This window comes from Streptomyces sp. NPDC002754 (assembly GCF_053592315.1).
Genome location: NZ_JBSFVM010000011.1, coordinates 1 through 19,992 on the forward strand (window position 1 = coordinate 1; position 19,992 = coordinate 19,992).

At 71.1% G+C, this 19,992-nt stretch carries 20 protein-coding genes; 8 read left to right on the forward strand and 12 right to left on the reverse strand.

Features of this window, described 5'->3' with window-relative positions; all coding sequences use genetic code 11:
* Positions 1-214: 214 nt before the first annotated feature.
* Both ACWD2L_RS22505 and ACWD2L_RS22510 read right to left on the reverse strand, forming a co-directional pair.
* The gene (locus tag ACWD2L_RS22505) at positions 215-1,435 is read right to left on the reverse strand and encodes an MFS transporter (protein WP_451190671.1); all 1,221 of its coding nucleotides are present in this window, start codon (positions 1,433-1,435) and stop codon (positions 215-217) included.
* A 92-nt stretch (positions 1,436-1,527) separates the two neighbouring features.
* Positions 1,528-1,923: a DUF3662 domain-containing protein gene (locus ACWD2L_RS22510; protein ID WP_451190674.1), complete on the reverse strand. Its 396-nt coding sequence runs from the start codon at positions 1,921-1,923 to the stop codon at positions 1,528-1,530.
* A 122-nt stretch (positions 1,924-2,045) separates the two neighbouring features.
* On the opposite strand from ACWD2L_RS22510, the gene ACWD2L_RS22515 reads away from it, so the two are divergent.
* A complete protein-coding gene (locus ACWD2L_RS22515; RefSeq protein ID WP_451190677.1) occupies positions 2,046-2,783 on the forward strand; it encodes a GAF domain-containing protein in 738 nt (245 codons plus the stop codon).
* Between the two features lie 66 nt (positions 2,784-2,849).
* Here the strand turns inward: ACWD2L_RS22515 and ACWD2L_RS22520 are convergent, their stop codons facing one another.
* The gene (locus ACWD2L_RS22520; RefSeq protein ID WP_451190680.1) at positions 2,850-3,728 is read right to left on the reverse strand and encodes a SigB/SigF/SigG family RNA polymerase sigma factor; all 879 of its coding nucleotides are present in this window, start codon (positions 3,726-3,728) and stop codon (positions 2,850-2,852) included.
* A gap of 224 nt (positions 3,729-3,952) precedes the next feature.
* Here ACWD2L_RS22520 and ACWD2L_RS22525 point away from each other — a divergent pair, with 224 nt between their 5' ends.
* Positions 3,953-4,411, forward strand: coding sequence for an STAS domain-containing protein (locus ACWD2L_RS22525; protein WP_451190684.1), 459 nt, complete (start codon positions 3,953-3,955; stop codon positions 4,409-4,411).
* Positions 4,412-4,438: 27 nt separating this feature from the next.
* On the opposite strand, the gene ACWD2L_RS22530 is transcribed toward ACWD2L_RS22525, so the two are convergent.
* Complete coding sequence (locus ACWD2L_RS22530; protein ID WP_451190686.1) at positions 4,439-5,047, reverse strand: hypothetical protein; 609 nt, start codon at positions 5,045-5,047, stop codon at positions 4,439-4,441.
* 116 nt (positions 5,048-5,163) lie between these two features.
* Positions 5,164-5,754 carry a TetR/AcrR family transcriptional regulator gene (locus ACWD2L_RS22535; protein WP_451190689.1) on the reverse strand — a complete coding sequence of 197 codons (591 nt, stop codon included), beginning with the start codon at positions 5,752-5,754 and terminating at the stop codon, positions 5,164-5,166.
* Positions 5,755-5,906: 152 nt separating this feature from the next.
* Here ACWD2L_RS22535 and ACWD2L_RS22540 point away from each other — a divergent pair, with 152 nt between their 5' ends.
* Together ACWD2L_RS22540 and ACWD2L_RS22545 are read left to right on the forward strand one after the other, a co-directional pair.
* On the forward strand, positions 5,907-6,896 hold the full coding sequence (locus ACWD2L_RS22540; protein WP_451190692.1) for an SDR family NAD(P)-dependent oxidoreductase: 990 nt from the start codon (positions 5,907-5,909) through the stop codon (positions 6,894-6,896).
* A gap of 58 nt (positions 6,897-6,954) precedes the next feature.
* The gene (locus tag ACWD2L_RS22545; RefSeq protein ID WP_451190695.1) at positions 6,955-7,824 is read left to right on the forward strand and encodes an arylamine N-acetyltransferase family protein; all 870 of its coding nucleotides are present in this window, start codon (positions 6,955-6,957) and stop codon (positions 7,822-7,824) included.
* 16 nt (positions 7,825-7,840) lie between these two features.
* Here the strand turns inward: ACWD2L_RS22545 and ACWD2L_RS22550 are convergent, their stop codons facing one another.
* Both ACWD2L_RS22550 and ACWD2L_RS22555 read right to left on the reverse strand, forming a co-directional pair.
* The gene (locus tag ACWD2L_RS22550; protein WP_451190699.1) at positions 7,841-8,851 is read right to left on the reverse strand and encodes a mechanosensitive ion channel family protein; all 1,011 of its coding nucleotides are present in this window, start codon (positions 8,849-8,851) and stop codon (positions 7,841-7,843) included.
* A 144-nt stretch (positions 8,852-8,995) separates the two neighbouring features.
* On the reverse strand, positions 8,996-10,396 hold the full coding sequence (locus ACWD2L_RS22555; protein ID WP_451190701.1) for a GntP family permease: 1,401 nt from the start codon (positions 10,394-10,396) through the stop codon (positions 8,996-8,998).
* 284 nt (positions 10,397-10,680) lie between these two features.
* Between ACWD2L_RS22555 and ACWD2L_RS22560 the strand changes: the two genes are divergently transcribed.
* Positions 10,681-12,396: an ATP-binding protein gene (locus tag ACWD2L_RS22560; RefSeq protein ID WP_451190703.1), complete on the forward strand. Its 1,716-nt coding sequence runs from the start codon at positions 10,681-10,683 to the stop codon at positions 12,394-12,396.
* Positions 12,393-13,064, forward strand: a complete 672-nt coding sequence (locus tag ACWD2L_RS22565) for a response regulator (RefSeq protein ID WP_451190706.1) — start codon at positions 12,393-12,395, stop codon at positions 13,062-13,064. The genes ACWD2L_RS22560 and ACWD2L_RS22565 overlap by 4 nt, the downstream gene beginning before the upstream one ends.
* A gap of 16 nt (positions 13,065-13,080) precedes the next feature.
* On the opposite strand, the gene ACWD2L_RS22570 is transcribed toward ACWD2L_RS22565, so the two are convergent.
* Positions 13,081-15,411: a penicillin acylase family protein gene (locus tag ACWD2L_RS22570; protein WP_451190709.1), complete on the reverse strand. Its 2,331-nt coding sequence runs from the start codon at positions 15,409-15,411 to the stop codon at positions 13,081-13,083.
* Positions 15,412-15,620: 209 nt separating this feature from the next.
* Positions 15,621-15,938 (reverse strand): hypothetical protein, encoded by a 318-nt coding sequence (locus tag ACWD2L_RS22575; protein ID WP_451190711.1) that lies wholly within the window; start codon positions 15,936-15,938, stop codon positions 15,621-15,623.
* Between the two features lie 70 nt (positions 15,939-16,008).
* Between ACWD2L_RS22575 and ACWD2L_RS22580 the strand changes: the two genes are divergently transcribed.
* Together ACWD2L_RS22580 and ACWD2L_RS22585 are read left to right on the forward strand one after the other, a co-directional pair.
* Positions 16,009-16,866 (forward strand): LysR family transcriptional regulator, encoded by an 858-nt coding sequence (locus ACWD2L_RS22580; RefSeq protein ID WP_451190714.1) that lies wholly within the window; start codon positions 16,009-16,011, stop codon positions 16,864-16,866.
* Between the two features lie 216 nt (positions 16,867-17,082).
* Positions 17,083-17,427: a MerR family transcriptional regulator gene (locus tag ACWD2L_RS22585; RefSeq protein WP_451190717.1), complete on the forward strand. Its 345-nt coding sequence runs from the start codon at positions 17,083-17,085 to the stop codon at positions 17,425-17,427.
* A gap of 78 nt (positions 17,428-17,505) precedes the next feature.
* On the opposite strand, the gene ACWD2L_RS22590 is transcribed toward ACWD2L_RS22585, so the two are convergent.
* From ACWD2L_RS22590 to ACWD2L_RS22600, 3 genes are read right to left on the reverse strand one after another with little or no spacing between them, the layout of a single operon-like run.
* The gene (locus ACWD2L_RS22590; RefSeq protein ID WP_451190720.1) at positions 17,506-17,814 is read right to left on the reverse strand and encodes an SCO5918 family protein; all 309 of its coding nucleotides are present in this window, start codon (positions 17,812-17,814) and stop codon (positions 17,506-17,508) included.
* A gap of 49 nt (positions 17,815-17,863) precedes the next feature.
* Positions 17,864-18,268, reverse strand: a complete 405-nt coding sequence (locus ACWD2L_RS22595; RefSeq protein WP_451190722.1) for a CBS domain-containing protein — start codon at positions 18,266-18,268, stop codon at positions 17,864-17,866.
* A 46-nt stretch (positions 18,269-18,314) separates the two neighbouring features.
* Complete coding sequence (locus tag ACWD2L_RS22600; RefSeq protein WP_451190726.1) at positions 18,315-19,820, reverse strand: DEAD/DEAH box helicase; 1,506 nt, start codon at positions 19,818-19,820, stop codon at positions 18,315-18,317.
* Positions 19,821-19,992: the final 172 nt, after the last annotated feature.

The window sequence follows — 19,992 nt, forward strand, 5'->3', positions numbered from 1 at the left end:
CGCCGGAATGGTCTCGTAGCGGAGCTACTAGGGCATTTCGGCAACGCCGCGAGCGTGCGTGCCAGACCCCGCGAGGCAGACGGGACTTTCGAAACACGCCCTAGGACTCTCGGACTGCCAGGACCGGCGGATCCTGCCCCGCTGGGGGTTGCGGCGCAGGGGTTATTACGGGCGCTACGAGCGGCAGGCGCGGGCCCGTGGGCCGGAGCGGAACTCAGGCCGCCACCCCGCGCCGGTCCCTGACGATCGACTGGCTCATGGCCACCACACCCACGACGGGCCCCACCGCGAGCACCAGCAGCGCGACCCGCCACGACGTGTGTTCGACCAGTACGGGGACGCCCCACAGCGTGAGCGCGGTGGTCGAGTAGCCAAGCGCCAGCTGCAACGACAGTGCCCCGCCCACGTATTCGGGGTCGGCCCGCTCGGTGACCAGCGCGGAGAACTGGGCGGAGTCCGCCACCACCCAGAACCCCCAGAAGACGCACACCGCGATGACCAGGACCGACGGCATCGCGTCGACACCGGCAGCGAGCAGCAGCGCGGCCCCACCGGAACAGACGAGGCAGAGCCGCGCGGAGGAGGCACGCCCCCACCGGTCGCCGAGAATCCCGCCCACGAGGCATCCGAAGGCGCCAACTCCGATGCACACAAAGGCGATCGTGGATGCCAGCGCGTCCGTACGGCCCGACTCCTCGACCACCGGAACGCTCGCCAGCAGCGACGCCACCGTGCCCCACATCGCGTACAGCTCCCACATGTGCCCCACGTACCCGAGGTCCGCGAGGACGACATCGCGATTGCGCAGCGACCGCAGGGCGCCCCCGACGGTGACCTTCCGCCGCGGGAACGGATACGGACCGGGCGACCGCAGGGCGAGGGCGAGCACGCCCCCGCACGCGCCCATCAGGGACGTCACGGCGATGACGAGATGCCAGTCCACACCCCCGGCGGCGTTCACGGCATGGGGCAGCGCCGAGCCGACGGTGAGCGCGCCGATCATGACGCCCAGCGCCTTGCCCCGCCCGGCACGGAACCATGTCGCGGTCTCCTTGAGCGCCGGCGGATACACAGCCGCGAGAAAGAATCCGGTGACCAGCCGCAGCACGACGGCCGCCCACAGCCCATCGGCGAGCAGCACACCAAGGTTGGCCAACGCGGCCCCCACCGCGCCACCACACATCAGAAGGCGATTCGCCACCCGGTCGGCCAGCCCGGACATCGCCGACGACACCGCCCCCACGACGAACCCGAGCTGCACGGCGACGGTCAACAGCGCCCCGGAACCGGGACTCAGCCCCCACTCCTCCTTCAACTGCGGCAGCACGAACGACGCGGAGAACCACACGCTCATCGACAACAACGTGCTCGCCGCGACCACGGCCAGAGCGCCCCCGGGCGCCATCCGGGACATCCCGCCACGGCGCTGCTCCATGCCACTCACACCTTCACCAACTCCCCTTACGGACACGCGGTTGGTGACATGGTGCGCGAGGACGGCGGAGTTCGGCCAGCAGCCCTGCGAGTTCACTCGCCCCGGCGCTGCGCCGTGAGGGGCGCGATGCGGCTGTGGACACGGAAGCGGCCGAGGGTGCTGCTCGTCGATGGCTTCAGGTGGACGGCCACGGGGCCCGCGAAGGTGTAGCCCGACTCCGCGGCGTGGCGGCGGACCTGGACGGCCAGGTGGCGGCCCACATCGCCGCCGTTCGCGGCGAGTTGGAGGTGGACCGGTGGGGGCAGTTCGACGACGAAGGCGTTGGGGACCAGGACACGTTGTCGTCCCAGGATCAGCGCCTGGTCGTCGCACTGGCGGCGGAGTATCGACACCACCTCGCCCCGCTTGCGCCGGGGCGGGAGCAGCCGGGACCACATCGTGTCGGTCCAGCGCTCCATCGTCCGTTCCACGTCTTCGACCAGTCTCATCGTGTTCGGCTGCCCGCCGCGGGGAGCGGGACACTCGCCCGATGGGGTGGCAGATCGGGTGCGTGAGATCGGCGTACCGGTGGTAGACGGACTCCCACCGCTACGGAAGGGATGTGCTGTGCATGTTGATGGAAGGCCCGTCGATCGTTCATGATGTGTCGCTCGCGGCGGCCGTGGGTCGGCGCGCCCTGCCCACACGGCTGTGCACGGCGTTCGCCCGGTCACTGGGCGCGCAGCACGCGACGATGTCCCTGTTCCCCTGCCTCGAGCAGTGGCAGTTGTTGTACGCCAGTGACGAGGTCGCCTTGCGGGCCGAGGCCGCCCAGTTCACGCACGCCGAGGGGCCGTCGGTCAGCGCCGCGTTGGAGGCACGGACCGTCTTCGTCCCCGAGGTGCACGACCATGACGACCGGTCGCACGCGCCGTACTGGTCCGACGATCTGCCCGGGGTGCGACACGTCCTGGCGCTGCCGCTGCACCGCGAGTTCCGTCCTGTCGGTGTGATCTGCCTCTACTTCACCCGCCCCACCCGCCTGACCGCGGCACACATCGCCGAGGCCGAACAAGCCGCCGTGCTCGCCCGCGAGGAACTGCTGCGCTGGCGCCCCGCGCACGCGAACCCCGCGGGCCCCGAGCCGGTCTGGGCCACCGACACCCGCGCGGCCCGCTGGGAGCGGATCCACCGGGCCGCCGGTTACGTGGCCGCGCGCGAGGACTGTGCCGTCGGTGACGCGCTGGCGTGGTTGCAGACGGCCAGCGCGCGTCAGAGGCAGTCCTTGCTGGACACCTGCGACCTGGTCCTGCAGCCCGCCGGAGCGTTTCCGGACGCGCACCGGGGCGCCCCCGTCGCCGTGTGTTGAATCACCCGCCCCCGCGGGCGGGCCCCGCCGCGCAGGACTGCTGCGGCGGGGCCCGGGCGCCGCGACCTACTCGCCGAGCCGGTCCCGCAACCGGTCCAGGACGCGCGTGAGGAGGCGGGAGACCTGCATCTGCGAGACGCCCAGCTCGCGTCCGATCTCGGCCTGCGTCAGCTCGTCGACGAAGCGCAGCGCGAGGAGTGTGCGCTCCCGCGGCGAGAGGCCGGCGATCAGCGGTTTGAGGGCCTGAAGGTTCTCGGCCTTGGCCAACTCCGGGTCGTGGCAGCCGATATGGTCGGCCAGCGTGTCGTCGGCGTCGGCCGACCAGTCCAGCGAAGCGGCGGTGCAGCCGTTGGCCGCGGTCAGCCCCTCGGCGACCTCGTCCTCGTCCAGGCCCAGATGGGCGGCGAGTTCGGCGACGGTGGGCGCATGGCCGTTGTCCTGCTCCAGGCGGGTGTTCGCCCGGTCGATGTGATGGCTCAGCTCCTGCAACCTGCGGGGAACGTGGACGGCCCAGGTGGTGTCACGGAAGAAGCGCTTGATCTCGCCCATGACGGTGGGCAGGGCGAAGCTGGTGAACTCCGCTCCCCGGCACAGGTCGAAGCGGTCGATGGCCTTGATCAGACCGATCGTTCCGACCTGTACGACGTCTTCGTAGGAGTCGCTGCGAGCCCGTAGGCGCCGCGCGGCGTAGTGCACGAGGTTCAGGTTGAGCTCGACGAGGTTGTTTCGTACGTACGCGTACTCGTGGGTGCCCTCCTCGAGTTCACCGAGCCGGGCGAACAGCGCCTTGGACAGGTCGCGGATGTCCGCCGCCGTGCGGCCACCCGTGTCGGGGAGTGCCAAGAGGCCCGGCGCGTCGGCCGCCGGGGCCGGGCCGCCAAGGCCGGTGGTATGTCGTTCGGGCGAATCGGGTCGCTGGATCACCGTACTGTCGGCCTGGGGCATCTTCGTCGCTCCCTCGTGCGGAAGGCACTCCCCCGTCGGGAGTGCGGCGTGGACGGCTCATACCCACCACCCCCTGTTACACACCTGTAACTTGACGCCGCGTCACACGTGTGGCGCAGGTCTACGGAAAGACTGCGCTCATTGATGTACTGCTGCGCGTACGGGGGAAGGACCGGGGCAACCGAGGAAGACACGTCGTATCCATACGACTCGCGGGAGGCGCGATGTCCACGCAGGCCGGTCGCCTGTCCGTCACCGAACTGGCGAGGTGCGAGCACTGTGCGGTGCTGCGCGTGAGCGGGGAACTCGACCAGAACTGCGAGCAGTTCTTCCTCCGCTCGATCGGGACCCGCGTGCTGTCCGGGCACCGGCACCTGGTGCTTGACGTGACGGCACTCACGTTCTGCGACTCGCGCGGCCTCAACTGCCTACTGGCCGCACGCTGGTTGCTGCAGCGCCGCGAGGGGCTGCTGCTGCTGGCCGGTCCCGGACGCCGACTGTCCGATCTGCTCACCCAGACCGGCAGCGACGAACTGCTGCCGTCCCGTTCGACCGTGCGCGGGGCCCTGGAGGCGCTGCCCCGGCACCACCGCCCCGTCTGGCCGCCACCCGCTCATGACGACGAGGCGGCCACCCCACCACCGGCAGCCTGCGCGGCGGACGGGGACCGAGCGGGCGGTTGACCGCGTGTGCCCGCCTCGCCCCAACGGTCAGGCCGCGGCGGGTACGTCGCAGGGGCACGGGAGGTACGCGAGCCCGAGTTCGCCGTCGACGGCGCGGCTGGTGCGGGTGGCGGCGTCGGCGACCTTCTCCCAGGAGCCGTACTTGGCGTGGAGTTGGTCGGCGGTGGGGCCGAGCGGGTTGCCGTACTTCACCATGTTGCGCGCTTCGAGGACCCGGACCTCCTCCGGTGTCATGCCGGCCCGCGTGATCTCCTTGGCGTCGTTGCGCATGTCGACCAGGCGGCGGGCGATCTCCTCGGGGCTGCGCCCGTCGGCGCGCATCGTGCACCGTACGTGGTCCATGTCGCCGATGAGGTCGAGGTAGCGCATGCGGATGTCGCGCTGTTCCTCCCGCTCGTCGGGCGTGGAGCGGCGGATCTCGCACACCACGGGCTCCGGGCTCGTGCACGCGCCGACGGCGGGCGGCGCTTGGGACAGCGGGGCCACGACGGCGGAACCGCCGCAGGAGTCGGCGCAGGGGGCGGCCGAGGCGGCGGGCGCTGCGACGAGGGTGGCCGACAGGGCGGTCGTGAGCGCGGTGGCGGCGACCAGAGCGGCACGCTGCAGGAGCCGGGCGGAGGTGGGGCGCAAGATCATGCCGCCAGTCTTCGGTGTGGGCACCATCTTGGGCGGGCGGCGCGCCTGAAGGTCACACCAGCGGGCGAGCGGGGACATCCTCCGTGAAACAACCTTCCAGAGTCCAACACGCCCATTCAGCGCGGCTGTTGGAGCCCCCGCAGTAGCAGGTCGATCAGCCGGCGCGGGTCGTAGTCGGTGTCGCTCTCGTGGCCGATGCAGAGGTTGCCGATGCCGCGCAGGAGTTCGTAGGGCCGCACGCCGGGCCGGATCTCGCCGGCCTCGACGGCGGCGTCCAACAGCTGCTCGGCGACGGGCATCAGGCGGTCGATGAAGTACGAGTGCAGCGCGGCGAAACCGCTGCCTTCCGGTTCCAGCGTGTTGGCCAGGCCGTGCTTGGTGACCAGGAAGTCCACGAACACGTCGACCCACGCGCGCAGCGCCTCGAACGGGGATCCGGCCTCGGCCAGCAGGCGCGGGCCCGCCTCCGCGCACTCCTCGACCTGGTGGCGGAAGACGGCGACCACGAGTTCCGCGCGGGTCGGGAAGTGCCGGTAGATCGTGCCCATGCCGACGCCGGCCTCGGCCGCGATCCGCCGCACGGGCGCGTCGACGCCGGAAGTCACGAACACCCGGGCGGCCGCGGCGAGCAGCTTCTCCTGATTGCGCGCCGCATCGGCCCGCTTGCCGCGGCCCACTCCCCCGACCTGGCCTTCCGTGGTTTCCACGCTTTCCTCCCGAGCACTGATCGTCGAAGAGAACCCTACTGCGCTTGCCGAAACGGAACAGCGCTCCGTAAACTAAACGGAGCAACGTTCCGGAAAGTGGCCGGCGGCCGCTCCGAGGTCGACACGCGCCACACCCCGAGAGGACATGACTCATGACCACCAAGCAGCAGCCCATCGGCTCCGGATTCACGCCCGCGTCGACAGCGGCCGAGGTCCTCGCCGACGTCGACCTGACCGGCAAGTACGCCGTCGTCACCGGCGGCCACGCCGGAATCGGCCGGGAGATCACCCGCACCCTCGCCGCCAGGGGCGCCTCGGTCACCGTCGCCGCCCGCGACCCGCGGCGCGCCGCGGACGCACTGGCCACGGCCGGCGTCGAAGGGGTGGAGACCGGACGCCTGGACCTGGCCGACCCGGCCTCCGTCACCGCCTTCGCCGACCGGTGGAACGCCACGGGCCACCCCCTGCACACCCTCGTCAACTGCGCCGGCGTGGCCGCCCCCGCGACTCGCGAGGTCGAAGGGCGCGGCTACGAGCTGCAGTTCGCCGTCAATCACCTCGGCCACTTCCAGCTCACTCTCGACCTGCTGCCCGCCCTGCGCGCCGCGCACGGAGCCCGCGTCGTCAACGTGAGCTCCGGCGCCCACCGCATGTCCGGCATCCGCTGGGACGACATCCATTTCGCGGCGGGCGACTACAACCCCGGCCTCGCGTACGCGCAGTCGAAGTGCGCCAACGTTCTGTTCGCCGTCGAGCTCGACCACCGCCACGCCGCCGACGGCATCCGCGCCTACTCCGCCCATCCCGGCGTCGTCGTCGGCACCGCCCTGAACAGCGCGGCGGGCGAGGAGGCGCTGCGCGCCGAGGGCCTGATCGACGAGCAGGGGCGGCCGGTCATCGACCCCGCCCTCGGGAAGAAGACAGCGGCGCAGGGCGCCGCGACGATCGTGTTCGGCGCCGCGCACCCGGCGCTCGCGAACATCGGTGGCGTCTACCTCAAGGACAGCGACATCGCGCCGTTGGACGACGAGGAGCGCCCGTTGACCGCCGACAGCATCCCGGCCGACGCCATGTCGCACTCCCTCGACCCCGACTCCGCGCGGCGGCTGTGGGAGCTGAGCGAGCGGATGCTGAAGGGGTGAGCGGGGTGTCGGTGCGGGGTGCGGAATAGCCGCCGAGTCCGTCGAGGTTGACCCCCACATGTGGAGCAGCGAACAACTCGACCTGGACGCCTATCTCGCCCGCCTCGGGTACGCGGGCGACCGTGCGCCCACCCTGGAGACACTGGCGGCCCTGCAACGCGCGCACGTGCTGACGCTGCGGTGGGACACCCTCGACTCGTTCCTGTACCGCGAGGTGCGGATCGACGTGCCGTCGGTCCAGGACAAGCTGGTACGCAGGGGCCGGGGCGGGTACTGCTACGAGCACACCGTGTTGTTCGCCGCCGCGCTGGAGGCGCTCGGGTTCCGTTTCACCGCCGTCTCCGCGCGCGTGCAGCTCGGCGCGGACGCCGACACACCCCGCCCGCCGACCCACGCGATGCTGATCGTGGAGGTGGGCGGCGGGCGGTGGCTGGTCGACATCGGGTTCGGCGCCAGCCCGTTGGCACCCATCGAGCTGGTCGACGGCGGTCGCGGTGACGGCGGACCGTGGCCGTACCTGCTGCGCCGGCAGGTCATCACCCACGGTGCGGAGGGCTGGGCGGTGCACCAGCGTGGTGACGGTCCGGAGGGGCCCGAGGGCTGGACGGTGCGGCAGGTCTTCACGGAGAACCCGCAGTACCCCGTCGACTACGCGGTCGGGAACCACTTCGTGGCCACCCACGACCGCTCCCCCTTCGTCACCCGCCCGTACATCCAGCGCCTGCGCACGGACCGGCACGGCACACTCGACGCACTGGTGTGGACGACGGAGCGACCGGGCCGGGAAGCCGTCACGGAGACCGTGCCCCCTCGCGAGGTGCCCCAGCTGCTCCACGAGGTCTTCGACATCCGCGTGGATCCCGAGGAGGCCGCTCTCCTGGTGACCCGGCTGACGGAACTCGATGCCGCCCGGAACCCGGCCTCGTAGTCCCGGGACACCGCGTTCAGCGCGACATCGGGACGTCGGCGCGCTCGTCCTGCGCGTCGGCGTCCTTGCCGCCGCGCACCCACACCGCCCGCTGGGGGAAGGGCAGTTCGATGCCGGCCACGTCGAGGGCCTCCTTGGCGCGGCGGCGCAGCTCACGCGTGACCGCCCACTGCTTCAGCGGCGCGGTCTTCACGACGAGCCGCACCACTATGCCGTCGGCCTCGATGGACTGCACACCCCACACCGACGGGTCCTCGAGGAGGACACCCTTGTAGTCGTGGTCCGAGCGCAGTGACATGCCGGTCTCCTCCAGTACGGCGAAGACCTTCTCCAGGTTGGAGTCGTACGCCACCGACACGTCGAGCACCGCGCGGGCCCACTCCTGGCTGTCGTTGCGGACGCGCATGATCTCGCCGTTGCGGATGTGCCACAGGCCACCGTTGAGGTCGCGAACCTGCGTGAGCCGGAGGCCGACGTGCTCGACCTCGCCGATGGCCTCGCCGAGGTCGACCGAGTCACCGACGCCGTACTGGTCCTCGATCATGATGAGCATTCCGGCCAGATAGTCGGCGACGAGGCTCTGCGCGCCGAAGCCGATCGCCAGTCCGACCACGCCGGCGCTGGCGAGCAGCGGGCCGAGCGCGATGCCGATCTGGTCGAGGATCATCGCCAGGCCCATGACGGCGACGACGATGGTCACGATGCTGCTGAGCACCGAGCCGATGGTGCGTGCCCGCTGCTCGCGCCGCTCCTGCGCACGGGTGGCGTCGCGCTGCAGCACGGCGGGGCCGCGGGTGGTGCGCCGGGGCTCGCCGTCCTGCTCGTTGGCCTGCAGGACCCTGTTCACGGTCCGGGTGATCGCCCGCTGGGCGAGCGCGCGCACCAGCATGGCGCCGAGAACGATCAGGAGGATGCGCAGCGGAACGCCGACGAACGTGCCGAGGTTGTCCCGCAGCCACTCGGGGGCGCCGGTCACCGGGTTCTCACTGCTGAGGGCGGACGACGTCAGGGCGTCATGGGAGGACACGGGGCAGGCTCCGTTTCGTGGCGTGCGGGGCAAGTACTCGGCGCCCGAACCTATTTACCCCTCTCCACCGAGGTCAAAGCGGTGGAGAGGGATGTGTGGAGCCTTCACGCGTCCCGACGGGACCTTCGCATCCTCATCACCGTGTCAGGCCAGCAGTGACAGCAGCAGTGTCATCAGAAGTCCGCACACACTCACCAGTGTCTGGATGACGGTGTGGGACTTGGTGGCCTGCCCGAGGGTCATCCCGAAGGACTCCTTGACCAGCCAGAAACCCGCGTGGTTCACGTAGTTGAGGCCCACGGAACCGGCGCCGATGGCGACGACCAGCAGCGAGGTGGAGAGGCTCGACTCGGTGGCGGCCATCGGGGCGAGGACCCCGGTGGCGGCGACGATGCCCACCGTCGCGGAGCCCGTCGAGAAGGACAGCAGCAGCGCCAACAGCCAGCCCAGGACGAGTACGTTGAGGTGTGCACCCGAGGCGGCCGACTCCACCGCCTTGCCGATGCCGGAGTCCTCGAGGACCTGGTTGAACGCGCCGCCGCCCGCGATGATCAGCAGGATGCCGGCCACGGACCGCAGGCTCTCGCCCAGGGAGTCGCGGATCGCCTCGCCACCCACTCCGCTGGGCAGCGCCACGACGAACAGTGCGAAGAGCAGGCCGAAGAACATCGCGACGACCGGCGAACCGGTGAGGGCGAGGGTGTGCCGCAGTCCCTCGGGCAGCGCGGGCACGAGGTCGGCGATGGTGTTCAGGAGCATCAGGACGACGGGGACCAGGACCGCGGCGACCGCCAGGCCGGTCGGCACACTTCGGCGCGCCGGTCGCGGGTCGGGGGTGTCACCGTCATCGGTCCGCTGCCCGGTGAACTGGGCTACGAGCGTGCTGTCCGGACGCACGTCCAGGCGCGGCGCGATCCAGCGGCCGTAGACGGGGCCCGCGAGGATGACCGTGGGTATCGCGCACACCAGGCCGACACCGATGGTCAGACCGAGGTTGGCGTGCAGGCCGCTCACACCGATCAGCGGTCCCGGGTGCGGCGGCACCATGCCGTGCAGGGTGCACAGGGCGGCGATCGCCGGGGCCGCGAGGGTCACATACGGGGAGCCCTTGACGCCGTGGTCGTCGCGCAGCCGCTGCGCCACGCTGAAGATCAGCGGCAGCAGCACGATGAGGCCGACCTCGAAGAACATCGGGATGCCGATGACGAAGGCCGCTCCGGCCATGTACCACGGCAGCGATCTGCGTCCGGCGCGGTCGACGATGAGCCGGGCGATGCGGTCGGTGGCTCCGGAGTCGGACAGCAGCCGTCCCAGCATCGCTCCGAAGGCGAGGGTGACACCGACGTCGCCGAGGATGGAGCCCGCGCCCGTCTCCAGGGACTCGGCGATCTTCTCCGCGGGTTCACCGGCGGCGACGGCCGCGGCGAGCGAGACCAGTGTCAGGGCCAGGAAGGGGTGCAGCCGAAGCCGCGTGTTGATCAGTGTGATCAGCGCGACGATGGACAGGACCAGGATGGCCAGGAGCCCCCAGGTGTGCGTGGTCACCGGCGGCCTCCGCGGGTGCTGTCGCGGAGGGCGTCCCTGGCCTCTGCGGTGGCTGGTGTCATGGGGGAACTCCTGGTCAAAAGCGGCTCGGGCAGGATGGGTCGACACACACGTACGGGGTCGGCCGGGGGATGAACCGGGTGAACGTATCCCGCGCCGATCCACGCCGAACAGGTTGCGCGCGCAAGCCGCGAAACCCGCCTTGTGCGGGTTGTGCTCATTGAGTGCACGCTCGGACCGGGGCCCCCGACGGCCGCGTGGGAGGCGGCGGATACCGTCGCGATGTGAGGTTCTCCAGGTCCATGCGGTGGCGCCGTCGGCGCCTGCGGCTGCGTACCCAGGTACTGCTGCTGCAGAGCGCGGTCGTCGCGCTGGCCCTCACAGCCGCCTTCGGAGCCTTCGCATACGTCAACGATCAGCACGTCGAGCGCGAGTACCAGCTGCGGGCGCTGGGGGTGGCCCGCACGGTCGCCGCGAATCCGGTCGTCCGCGAGCAGGCGGCCCGCTACTCCGTGTCCGGCGACGGGCACCGGCGGGCCCGCGCGGAGCGGGACGTCGCGGCGCTCGCCGATGGACCGGTGCAGGCGCTGGCGCAGGCCGCCCGGGCCCGTACCGGATCCCTGTTCGTCGTGGTCACTGACGACCGCGGCGTCCGCCTCGCCCACCCGCAGCGGAGCCAGCTCGGGCGCATGGTGAGCACCGACCCGTCGCGTGCGCTGGCCGGGCACGAGGTGCTGGACCACGACCACGCACACCTCGGCGAGGAGATCGTGGCGAAGGTCCCGGTCTACGCCCCGCACAGCCGTCGCGTGGTGGGCGAGGCCAATGCCGGGGTCGCCGCCAGTCACGTGCACGACCAGGTCGTACGCGTCCTCCTCGTCGGTCTGGCCTGCCTGGCGGTGGCACTGCTCGTGGGTGTGACGGCGTCCGCGGCGCTCGCCCGCCGGTGGCGGCGGCTGACGCTCGGCCTGGAGCCGGAGGAACTGGTGGGGCTCGTGCAGGAGCAGGAGGCGGTGCTGCACGGCATCGGCGACGGTGTCCTGGCGCTCGACGCGCAGGAGCGGGTGACGGTCGTCAACGACGAGGCGCGGCGACTGCTCGCGGTGGACGGTTCGGTGGGCGCCCCGGTGTCCGAATGGGGCCTCAATCCACGGGTGTTGGAGGTGGCACGCGCGGCCCGGCCGGACGGCGGTGGCGGTGAGCCGGTGGTGGCCACGGCGGGCGAACGGGTCCTCGTGGTGTCGGCCCGACGGGTGCGCCGGGCCGACCGGGATCTGGGCACGCTCGTCACCGTCAAGGACCGCACCGACGTCGAGTCCCTGACCCGGCAGCTGGACGCGGTGCAGGCGATGGGTTCGGCGCTGCGTGCCCAACGCCACGAGTTCAGCAACCGGCTGCACGTGGTGGCCGGCCTGGTCCACGGCGGCCATCTGACCCAGGCGGCCCGCTACTTGGAGGAACTCCTCGGCACGGGCTCGACGTCGGTCTCCCTGGCGGGCCTGGACGCGGTGGACGACGCATACCTGCGCACCTTCCTGCGTGCGAAGGCGGCCCAGGCACGGGAGAAAGGCGTGGACCTGACCCTCGGCGAGGGCACGTGGGTCGACTCCCCCGTCACCCAGCCGGTCGATGTCACCACCGTCCTCGGCAACCTCCTCGACAACGCCGTGCACGCGGCGGGCGAGGGCAGCCGCACTCCACGTCAGGTGGAAGTGGAGCTGATGGCGCACGGCTCGACGCTCGTGATCACCGTGGCGGACAGCGGTGACGGCGTCCCGGCGGACAGCACCGAGGACATTTTCACGGAGGGTGTCTCCTCCAAGGAGGACACATCAACGCCCGGCGGCCGGGGCGTCGGCCTCGCGCTGGTGCGGCAGATCGCACGGGGTCGCGGCGGGGAGGTCGACCTGGTGACACCGGGCGGCCCGGTGGGCGACGAGGATCCCGGCGGCGCCGTGTTCGTGGCACGGCTGCCTGGCGTACTGGAGGAGACACGGTGAGCGAGAGGACCACACTGTCGGTGCTGGTCGTGGACGACGACTTCCACGTGGCGGGCCTGCACGCGTCCCACGTGGCGCAGGCGCCCGGATTCACGGTGGTGGCCACCGCGCAGTCGGCCGAGCAGGCGCGCGAGATCGTACGGAATCAGGCGGTCGATCTGGCACTGGTGGACGTGTTCCTGCCGGACGCGTCCGGCGTGGACCTGGTCCGTGAACTGCCCTGCGACTGCTTCGTGTTGAGCGCGGCGACGGAGGGAGGGACCGTGCGCGCGGCGCTGTCGGCCGGTGCGCTGGCCTACCTCGCGAAGCCGTTCCCTCCCCAGCGCCTGGTCGACCGCCTGCGCGGCTACGCCCGCTACCGCCGCGCGCTGGACTCCCCGCACGTCGACCAGGACACGATCGACGAGGCGGTGGCCACGCTCTCCGCGCCGCCACCGCACCGCGACCGCCCCACCGGCGCGCACGCCGCCACCCGCCAACTGGTGCTCGCCACCGTCCGGCAGGGCGACGGCGCCCTGTCCGCCGCGGAGGTGGGCCGGGCCATCGGCATCTCCCGCGCCACGGCACAGCGCCACCTCGCGGGACTGTGCACGGCCGGCCTGCTGCGCATGCGGCTGCGGTACGGGGCCACGGGGCGGCCCGAGCAGGAGTACCGACCGGCGGGTTGAGGGACTTCGAGGTGTTTTACGCTTCGGCCGGGAGGAGCCGCACACGTCGTGCGGCGATCTTCTCGACGGCCGCGCGGCTGTAGGCGAGCGGGAAGTACTCGCCCTTGAGCCAGGGTTTTGCGAGGTCGCGGTAGTGCGGGTCGTCCGGGTCGCCGGACTGGCCGGGGGTGTTCACCGCCACGGACGAGTCCCAGTCACCCACGTCCAGGACGACCCGGAACGAGGGGCCGCTGGTGTGCAGGAAGTCGCTGGTCCGGTACGTCGCCGCGTTGACCGTGTCCGGGGAGCCGCCGCTCGGCATCGGCCCTACGTCGAAGCGGGCCCGGTCGGCCTCGCTGAGCGCCGACGATGCCGGATGCTGGAAGAGGCTGTGGTGCAGCGCGCCCCACTGCCAGGTCCGCTCGTCGTCGCCCAGCAGCTTACGGACCTCTGCGTAGGCCGACCCCAGGGTGTCGAGCAGCAGCCGGTCGCGGGCCGCCCCGTCCTTCAGCCACCGCCCCGGCTTCTCCAACTCGCCGAGCAGCACGAGGGTGTCGGCGTCCTCGATCAGCTCGGCGGCCTTCGGGACCGCGGCCCGTACGAAGCCGGGCCCCAGGTGCCTGGACAGCCACACTTCGAACAGGGCCGCCTCGGCGGACTCGGGCGATTCGACGGCATCCCAGTCGTGGAGCAGGCGCAGGGCGCGGCGGCGGTCGGGTTCGCTGCTGGCGAGGTGGGACAGGAGGGCGGTCAACCGGCGTGCGGGTATGGACAGTTGGTCGTGCTGGAGTGCTTGCGAGTCGGCGATCGTGTGCTTGCGCTGCTTCGAGAGGACCTCCACGATCCGCTGGTGGCGGAAGGGGTTGGTCCACTCGTAGCCGAGTCCCATGTCCTGGTACTCCGGCGGCAGGTTGAACTGGTTGGCGGTGGCGATGTACCCGGCCGCCGGGTTGAGGGTCCGTGGCAGGTCGTCGCCCGAGTGGAAGCCGTCCCACTCGCAGCGGCCGTCGCCGGGCACCGGGAGCAGCCCGTCGTACCCGACCCGCTTGGGCGCGAGCCCGCCGGGCACCCAGCCAATGTTGCCCTCGACGTCGGCGTAGACCTGGTTCTCCGTCGGGGCACCCCAGTTGCGCATGGCCTCGGTGAACTCGCGGTAGTTGCGCGCCCGCATGTAGGCGACGCTGCCGAAGTACGGTGATGTGCCCGCTTCCAGCCATGCGGTGCGCACCGCGTAGGCGAGGTTGTGCTCCTCGTCGACGTGGATCACGGGTCCGTGCCGGGTGAAGGTCAGCTCGACCTCCCGGTCCTGCTCCCCCGCCACGGACACCTGTTCGCGCAGCACCTTCATCGGCTCCCAGTCGTCCTGGTAGCGGTATCGGGTGCGGTCGTCCGGGTCCAACTCGTAGACGTACAGGTCCTCTTGATCCATCGGGAAGATGGTCAGGCCGAAGGCGACGGTGCCGTTGTGCCCGATGGAGATGCCCGGCAGTGCGGGCTCCCCAGCGCCGATGGCATCGAGGCCGGGCGCGCTCAGGTGCGCGAGGTAGCGCAGGGAGGGAGCCGAGTAGGAGCGGTGCGGGTCGTTGGCGAGGATCGGTCGACCGGTGGCGGTGCGCTGCCCGCCGATCACCCAGTTGTTGGAGCCCTCGGCCGTCGCGTCGCGCACGACCGCCCGACGGACCGCGCCTTCGGTGAACTCCACTTCTTGCGTGGCGAGTTCGAAGACCTTGAGGACGTCGTCGGGGAGCACGCACGGGTCGAAACCGTCCGACACGCTCGCCTTGTGGTCCGGTTGCAGCCCCTGGCGCACCAGGTCGGCGTCCACCCCGGCGGCGCAGGCGACCTGGGCGCGCTTGACCTCGCTGGTCAGGTTGCGGGTGAGGCCGTGGCTGCGGATGCGGACCACGTCCTCGGGGGCCCAGTGGGCCGGCCGGTAGCCCAGGAGGCCGAATTCCTCGGGGAGTTGGCTGCGGTGCGCGTCCAGCCAGTCCACGTAGGCGTTGATCCCGGCGGTGAACTGCGTCGCGATGCGCCGCGCGTCCTCGGCGTAGCGCGCCCACTCGACGTCCATGTCACCGCGGTACAGGAACAGGCGGGTGGCCCGGTCCTGCGCCACGTAGTCGGGTCCCAACACGTCGGCAAGCTCACCGAGCCCCCGTCTGCGCCACAGGTCGATCTGGAAGAGGCGCTCGCGGGCGGCGTTGAAGCCCTGCGCGAGGAACACGTCGTGCTCGTTGTCGGCGTAGATGTGCGGCACGCCGTAGCGGTCCTCGATCAGCTCGACCGGGGCCCGCAGGCCCGGTATCCGGTAGTCGCGCGGCCCGGCCGATGCCGCGCCCGCGGGTGCCGCGCCCACGACATCGGCCATCACACCAACTCCCGGGATTCCCACCGCCGTCGCCGCCAGTACCTGCCGCCTGGAGAACCGCCCCTGCCCGGCATGCGCCACAACAACCTCCTCGTCGGTCGAACGGGCACGACGTTAGGAGGAAGCGGAACCCAGGACGAGGGGCGCGTCGTTTCGTTCATATTTATCAGGGACCGCGGCAGGGACCGTCGAGCGTACTGACGCCGCGTTCAGTCCAGCGGCGCGTGGTTCACCCAGGCGACCTTGTACGGGTACCTGGCCTGCCAGCGGTGGATGAGCTCCCCGACGCCGGGGGCCACGAACGCGGCGCCGAGGGCTTCCAGGTCGGCGACACCGAACTGCACGATCGCCGTGGCGATCATCGCGGGGATGGCGTCCTCACCGGGAACCGGAATGTGCCGGCGAGTGGTGGACGTCTGGACGTGACCGGAGTCGAGCATGACCTTTTCGATGTCCTGAAGGAATTGTTCGAGGTCGATGTCGGGGATGGAGCCGTCGAATGATACGAGCATCGTGTGGTGAATCATGCCGCCATCGAACCAAGAGGCAGGGGGCTCCGTCCAAGATCTGCTCGGCCTCGAACGATAACCTGTGGGCATGGCTGAACTGGAGACACGGGAGATCGAGTACGTCGTCGCGGTCGCCGAGGAGCTGCACTTCGGCCGCGCCGCCCAGCGGCTCGCGATCGCGCAGCCGGCCCTGTCGAAGGCGATCCAGCGCGTGGAGAGGCGGCTCGGCGTCACGCTCTTCGTCCGCTCCAGCCGCCAGGTCGCATTGACACCGGCGGGCGAGGCGCTGCTGCGGGACGGGCGGTACGCGCTGAGCGCGGTGGCCGCCGCCGCGGAGCGGGCCCGCCGGGGCGCGGAGTCGGGGGCGCGGCTGCGGCTCGTGCTCAAGCCGGGCGGCGACGCCGAGCTACTGTCGGCGATCCTCGCCGCGTTTGCCGAGGGATCCGACGCGCGCCGGGTCGAGATCGTGTTCAGCGGGCCCGCCGACCGCGCGGAACAACTGCGGGACGGGCGGGCCGATGTGGGGCTGCTGTACCTGCCGTTCGACGATCTGGAGGGCCTCGACCACGAAACGCTCCACATCGAGGAGCGCGTCGCGATCCTGCCCGCCGACCACCGGCTGGCCGCCCGCGGCTCGGTGCGCCTCGCCGACCTCAAGGACGAGCTGCTGCCGCGCTGGAGAGGCGTTCCCGGGATCGGCGGCGACGGCGGGCCCGGCCCCGAGGTGAAGGATGTCGCACAGCTGATCCCCCTGGTGGCGGTGGGCCGGGCGGTGGCCGTCCTCCCGCGCTCCCTCGTGCACCCGGTCCCGCCGGGCGTGGTGTGCGTACCCGTCACGGACGCCCCCGAGAGCCGCCTGGTGCTGGCGTGGCCGCACCACACGGGACATCCGCTCCTCAGGGCTTTCGTGACGGCTGCGGTCGGGGCGGCAGCGGCGCGCAGGTGACCTGCTCCGCGTCGGCGAGGAGCCACGTCTGCGGGTTCGAGGCGGATTACCTTCCCTACGAACACGCGAAAATCTATGTTGGCTGGATTAGAGATTGGATCGCGGCCTGAGTATGATTCTTCTCGTTTGACCGGCAGATGGTGTAGTAGTTCCTTGAGGGGCCCTGGTGCCGTTCGGCGCCAGGGCCCCTCAAGCGTGTTCCACAGAGAGGTGCAAGTGACAGCAGACGACTCGTTCGGGCGTCTCGACGATGACGACTACCCGGCCTACACCATGGGCCGGGCCGCCGAAATACTCGGCACCACCCAGGGTTTCCTCCGCGCCATCGGCGAAGCCCGCCTCATCACCCCGCTCCGCTCGGAAGGCGGCCACCGCCGCTTCTCCCGCTACCAGTTGCGCATCGCCGCGCGCGCCCGGGAACTCGTCGACCAGGGAACGCCCATCGACGCCGCCTGCCGCATCATCGTTTTGGAAGACCAACTCGAGGAAGCCCAGCGGATCAACGCCGAATACCGCCGCACCGAAGCGGAGGGCTCCTCGACCGCGGCCGAGGACAGCTGACCTGAACGACAGTGGGGCCCGACCGGTGTTCCGGCCGGGCCCCACTGTCATTCAGGTCTCAGTACTCTTGTCGCCGCTTCAGGCGGGCGTGGTGGTCCCGAGCATCGCGGAGGCCTGCTCGAGCGGGTCACGGGCGGGCTCAGGGGCCGGCTCGGGGGCGGTGTGGCACGTGAAGCCGAGCTTGGCCATGGCCCGGAGGACCTCGGCGGCCGTGAAGTCACGGCGATCCTGGCGGGTGATCACCTGGCCGACCTGCTTGGCGGGGTACTGGCGGCGGCCGATGGTGATGGTTTCGCCGGTGCTCGGTTCGGGCTTGATGCCCTTCATCGATTCCAGCACGCCGTTCTTGGTGAGATCGAACGGAAAGCGGGCGATGACGCAGCGCATGGAGCCTCACAAGGAGTAGGGAGAGCGGTCGGGCCGGGGGTGAGACGGTTCAGCGGGTAAGCACGAAGGCTACCGAAGCTGTGTTCTGCTCGTCGACCGCCGGCAGCGCTGCGGGCCGAAGGCGGCGCGTCGCGCGCTCGGCTTCCACCACTTTGGTCACCTGTGGGGTGATGGGCGCATGGACGTCGAGAATATCGCGCAGGCAGACGCGGTCCGTGTAGGCGAAACCGTCCCGGACGGCGGCGAGTTCGGCCCGGGTGACCACGCCGATGCCCTGGTCGTCCTGGTCGCAGACGACCAGTCGGCCCGTGCGGGCGGCGGACATGACGGACAGCGCCACCTCGACGCTCATGTCGTCACGGGCCTGGGGTCCGGCCCGGTCGACCACTTCGGCCGCCTTTCGGTGCACGGAATCGGCGCTCGCCGTTCGGGACTGCATCTGAACCAGCGTCAAAAGGTGCCTCCTGCAGAGATGTGTCAGCTTCCTGATCGCCAAGATGCTAGGCAGCGCGCTTGTTTGAAGGGGTGCGCCGGGCGGCGGAGGTGGGGCGGCGGCGGCCTCGGGAGGAGCCGCCGCGCTTGGGGCCCTCGGTCGCCGGTGCGGCGATGACGACCGGGACACCGGACGGGGCCTGGGCGCCGGTGATCCGGTGCAGTGCCTCCTCGCCGGAGCGGACCGGGGTGGTCTGCGGCCGGATGCCCGCGTCCGACATGAGGCGGACCATGGCTCGGCGCTGGTTCGGCGTGACGAGGGTGACGACGCTGCCGGACTCACCTGCGCGAGCGGTGCGGCCGCCGCGGTGCAGGTAGTCCTTGTGGTCGGTCGGCGGGTCGACGTTGACGACGAGGTCCAGGTTGTCGACGTGGATGCCGCGCGCCGCGACATTGGTCGCGACGAGCACGCTGACGTCGCCGGTCTTGAACTGCGTCAGCGTGCGGGTGCGCTGCGGCTGGGACTTGCCGCCGTGCAGCGCCGCGGCCCGCACTCCGCTGTTGAGCAGGTCCTTGGTGAGCCGGTCGACGGCGTGCTTGGTGTCGAGGAACATGATCACGCGGCCGTCGCGGGCGGCGATCTCCGTGGTGGCGGCGTGCTTGTCGGCGCCGTGCACGTGCAGGACGTGGTGCTCCATCGTCGTGACCGCACCGGCCGACGGGTCGACCGAGTGCACGACCGGGTCGCTCAGGTAGCGACGCACCAGCAGGTCGACGTTGCGGTCCAGGGTGGCGGAGAACAGCATCCGCTGTCCCTCCGGACGCACCTGGTCGAGCAGCGCGGTCACCTGCGGCATGAACCCCATGTCGGCCATCTGGTCGGCCTCGTCGAGCACCGTGATGCCGACCTGGTTCAGCCCGCAGTCGCCGCGGTCGATGAGGTCCTTGAGCCGGCCCGGGGTCGCGACGACGACCTCGGCCCCGCCGCGCAGCGCACTGACCTGCCTGCCGATCGACATGCCGCCCACGACGGTGGTCATCCGCAGCCTGAGGGAGCGGGCGTACGGCGTGAGGGCGTCCGTCACCTGCTGCGCCAGCTCGCGTGTCGGTACGAGGACCAGTCCCAGCGGCCTGCGGGGCTCGGCGCGCTGTCCGGCGGTGCGGGCAAGCAGCGCGAGGCCGAAGGCGAGGGTCTTGCCGGAGCCGGTCCGCCCGCGGCCCAGGACGTCGCGTCCGGCCAGGGAGTTCGGCAGCGTCGCGCCCTGGATCGGGAACGGGACGCTCATGCCCTGCCTGCCGAGTTCGGCCAGCAGCTGCTCGGGCATGCCGAGGTCGGCGAACCTCTCGACGGCGGGCAGCGCGGGGGTGATCGTCTCGGGGAGCGCGAACTCGCCCTGCACCGCGGCGGGTCGGCGGCCGTGACCGCCGGAGCGGGCCGGCCCGCCGGAACGGCGCGGCGCCGACGAGCCGAAGCGGCCGCCGCCCTTTCCGGCGTAGGCATTGCCACTACGGGCGCGGGCGGAACGGTCGTTTGAACGGACGTTTGAACGGTCGTTTGTACGTGTGCGGTTCATGCGGAACCTTCCTCGATGCGGTGCATACCAAGGAATCCCCGCAGCGATGAGCCGCATGGCGAATTACAAGTATGGACCGATGGCAAAAACAGGCAGAGCCGGCCGACGGAAATCCACGCGGGCACGGGTGCGGAAACGGATGCAGCTGGGGCCCGCACCCCGAAGGATGCGG

Coding starts and splice junctions, on each gene's coding strand:
- ACWD2L_RS22520 (WP_451190680.1), bottom strand. CDS start 3,728: ATGCCCCAGGCCGACAGTACGGTGATCCAGCGACCCGATTCGCCCGAA.
- ACWD2L_RS22575 (WP_451190711.1), bottom strand. CDS start 15,938: ATGATTCACCACACGATGCTCGTATCATTCGACGGCTCCATCCCCGAC.
- ACWD2L_RS22545 (WP_451190695.1), top strand. CDS start 6,955: ATGTGGAGCAGCGAACAACTCGACCTGGACGCCTATCTCGCCCGCCTC.
- ACWD2L_RS22510 (WP_451190674.1), bottom strand. CDS start 1,923: ATGAGACTGGTCGAAGACGTGGAACGGACGATGGAGCGCTGGACCGAC.
- ACWD2L_RS22580 (WP_451190714.1), top strand. CDS start 16,009: ATGGCTGAACTGGAGACACGGGAGATCGAGTACGTCGTCGCGGTCGCC.
- ACWD2L_RS22530 (WP_451190686.1), bottom strand. CDS start 5,047: ATGATCTTGCGCCCCACCTCCGCCCGGCTCCTGCAGCGTGCCGCTCTG.
- ACWD2L_RS22525 (WP_451190684.1), top strand. CDS start 3,953: ATGTCCACGCAGGCCGGTCGCCTGTCCGTCACCGAACTGGCGAGGTGC.
- ACWD2L_RS22590 (WP_451190720.1), bottom strand. CDS start 17,814: ATGCGCTGCGTCATCGCCCGCTTTCCGTTCGATCTCACCAAGAACGGC.
- ACWD2L_RS22600 (WP_451190726.1), bottom strand. CDS start 19,820: ATGAACCGCACACGTACAAACGACCGTTCAAACGTCCGTTCAAACGAC.
- ACWD2L_RS22570 (WP_451190709.1), bottom strand. CDS start 15,411: ATGGCCGATGTCGTGGGCGCGGCACCCGCGGGCGCGGCATCGGCCGGG.
- ACWD2L_RS22505 (WP_451190671.1), bottom strand. CDS start 1,435: ATGGAGCAGCGCCGTGGCGGGATGTCCCGGATGGCGCCCGGGGGCGCT.
- ACWD2L_RS22515 (WP_451190677.1), top strand. CDS start 2,046: ATGTTGATGGAAGGCCCGTCGATCGTTCATGATGTGTCGCTCGCGGCG.
- ACWD2L_RS22540 (WP_451190692.1), top strand. CDS start 5,907: ATGACCACCAAGCAGCAGCCCATCGGCTCCGGATTCACGCCCGCGTCG.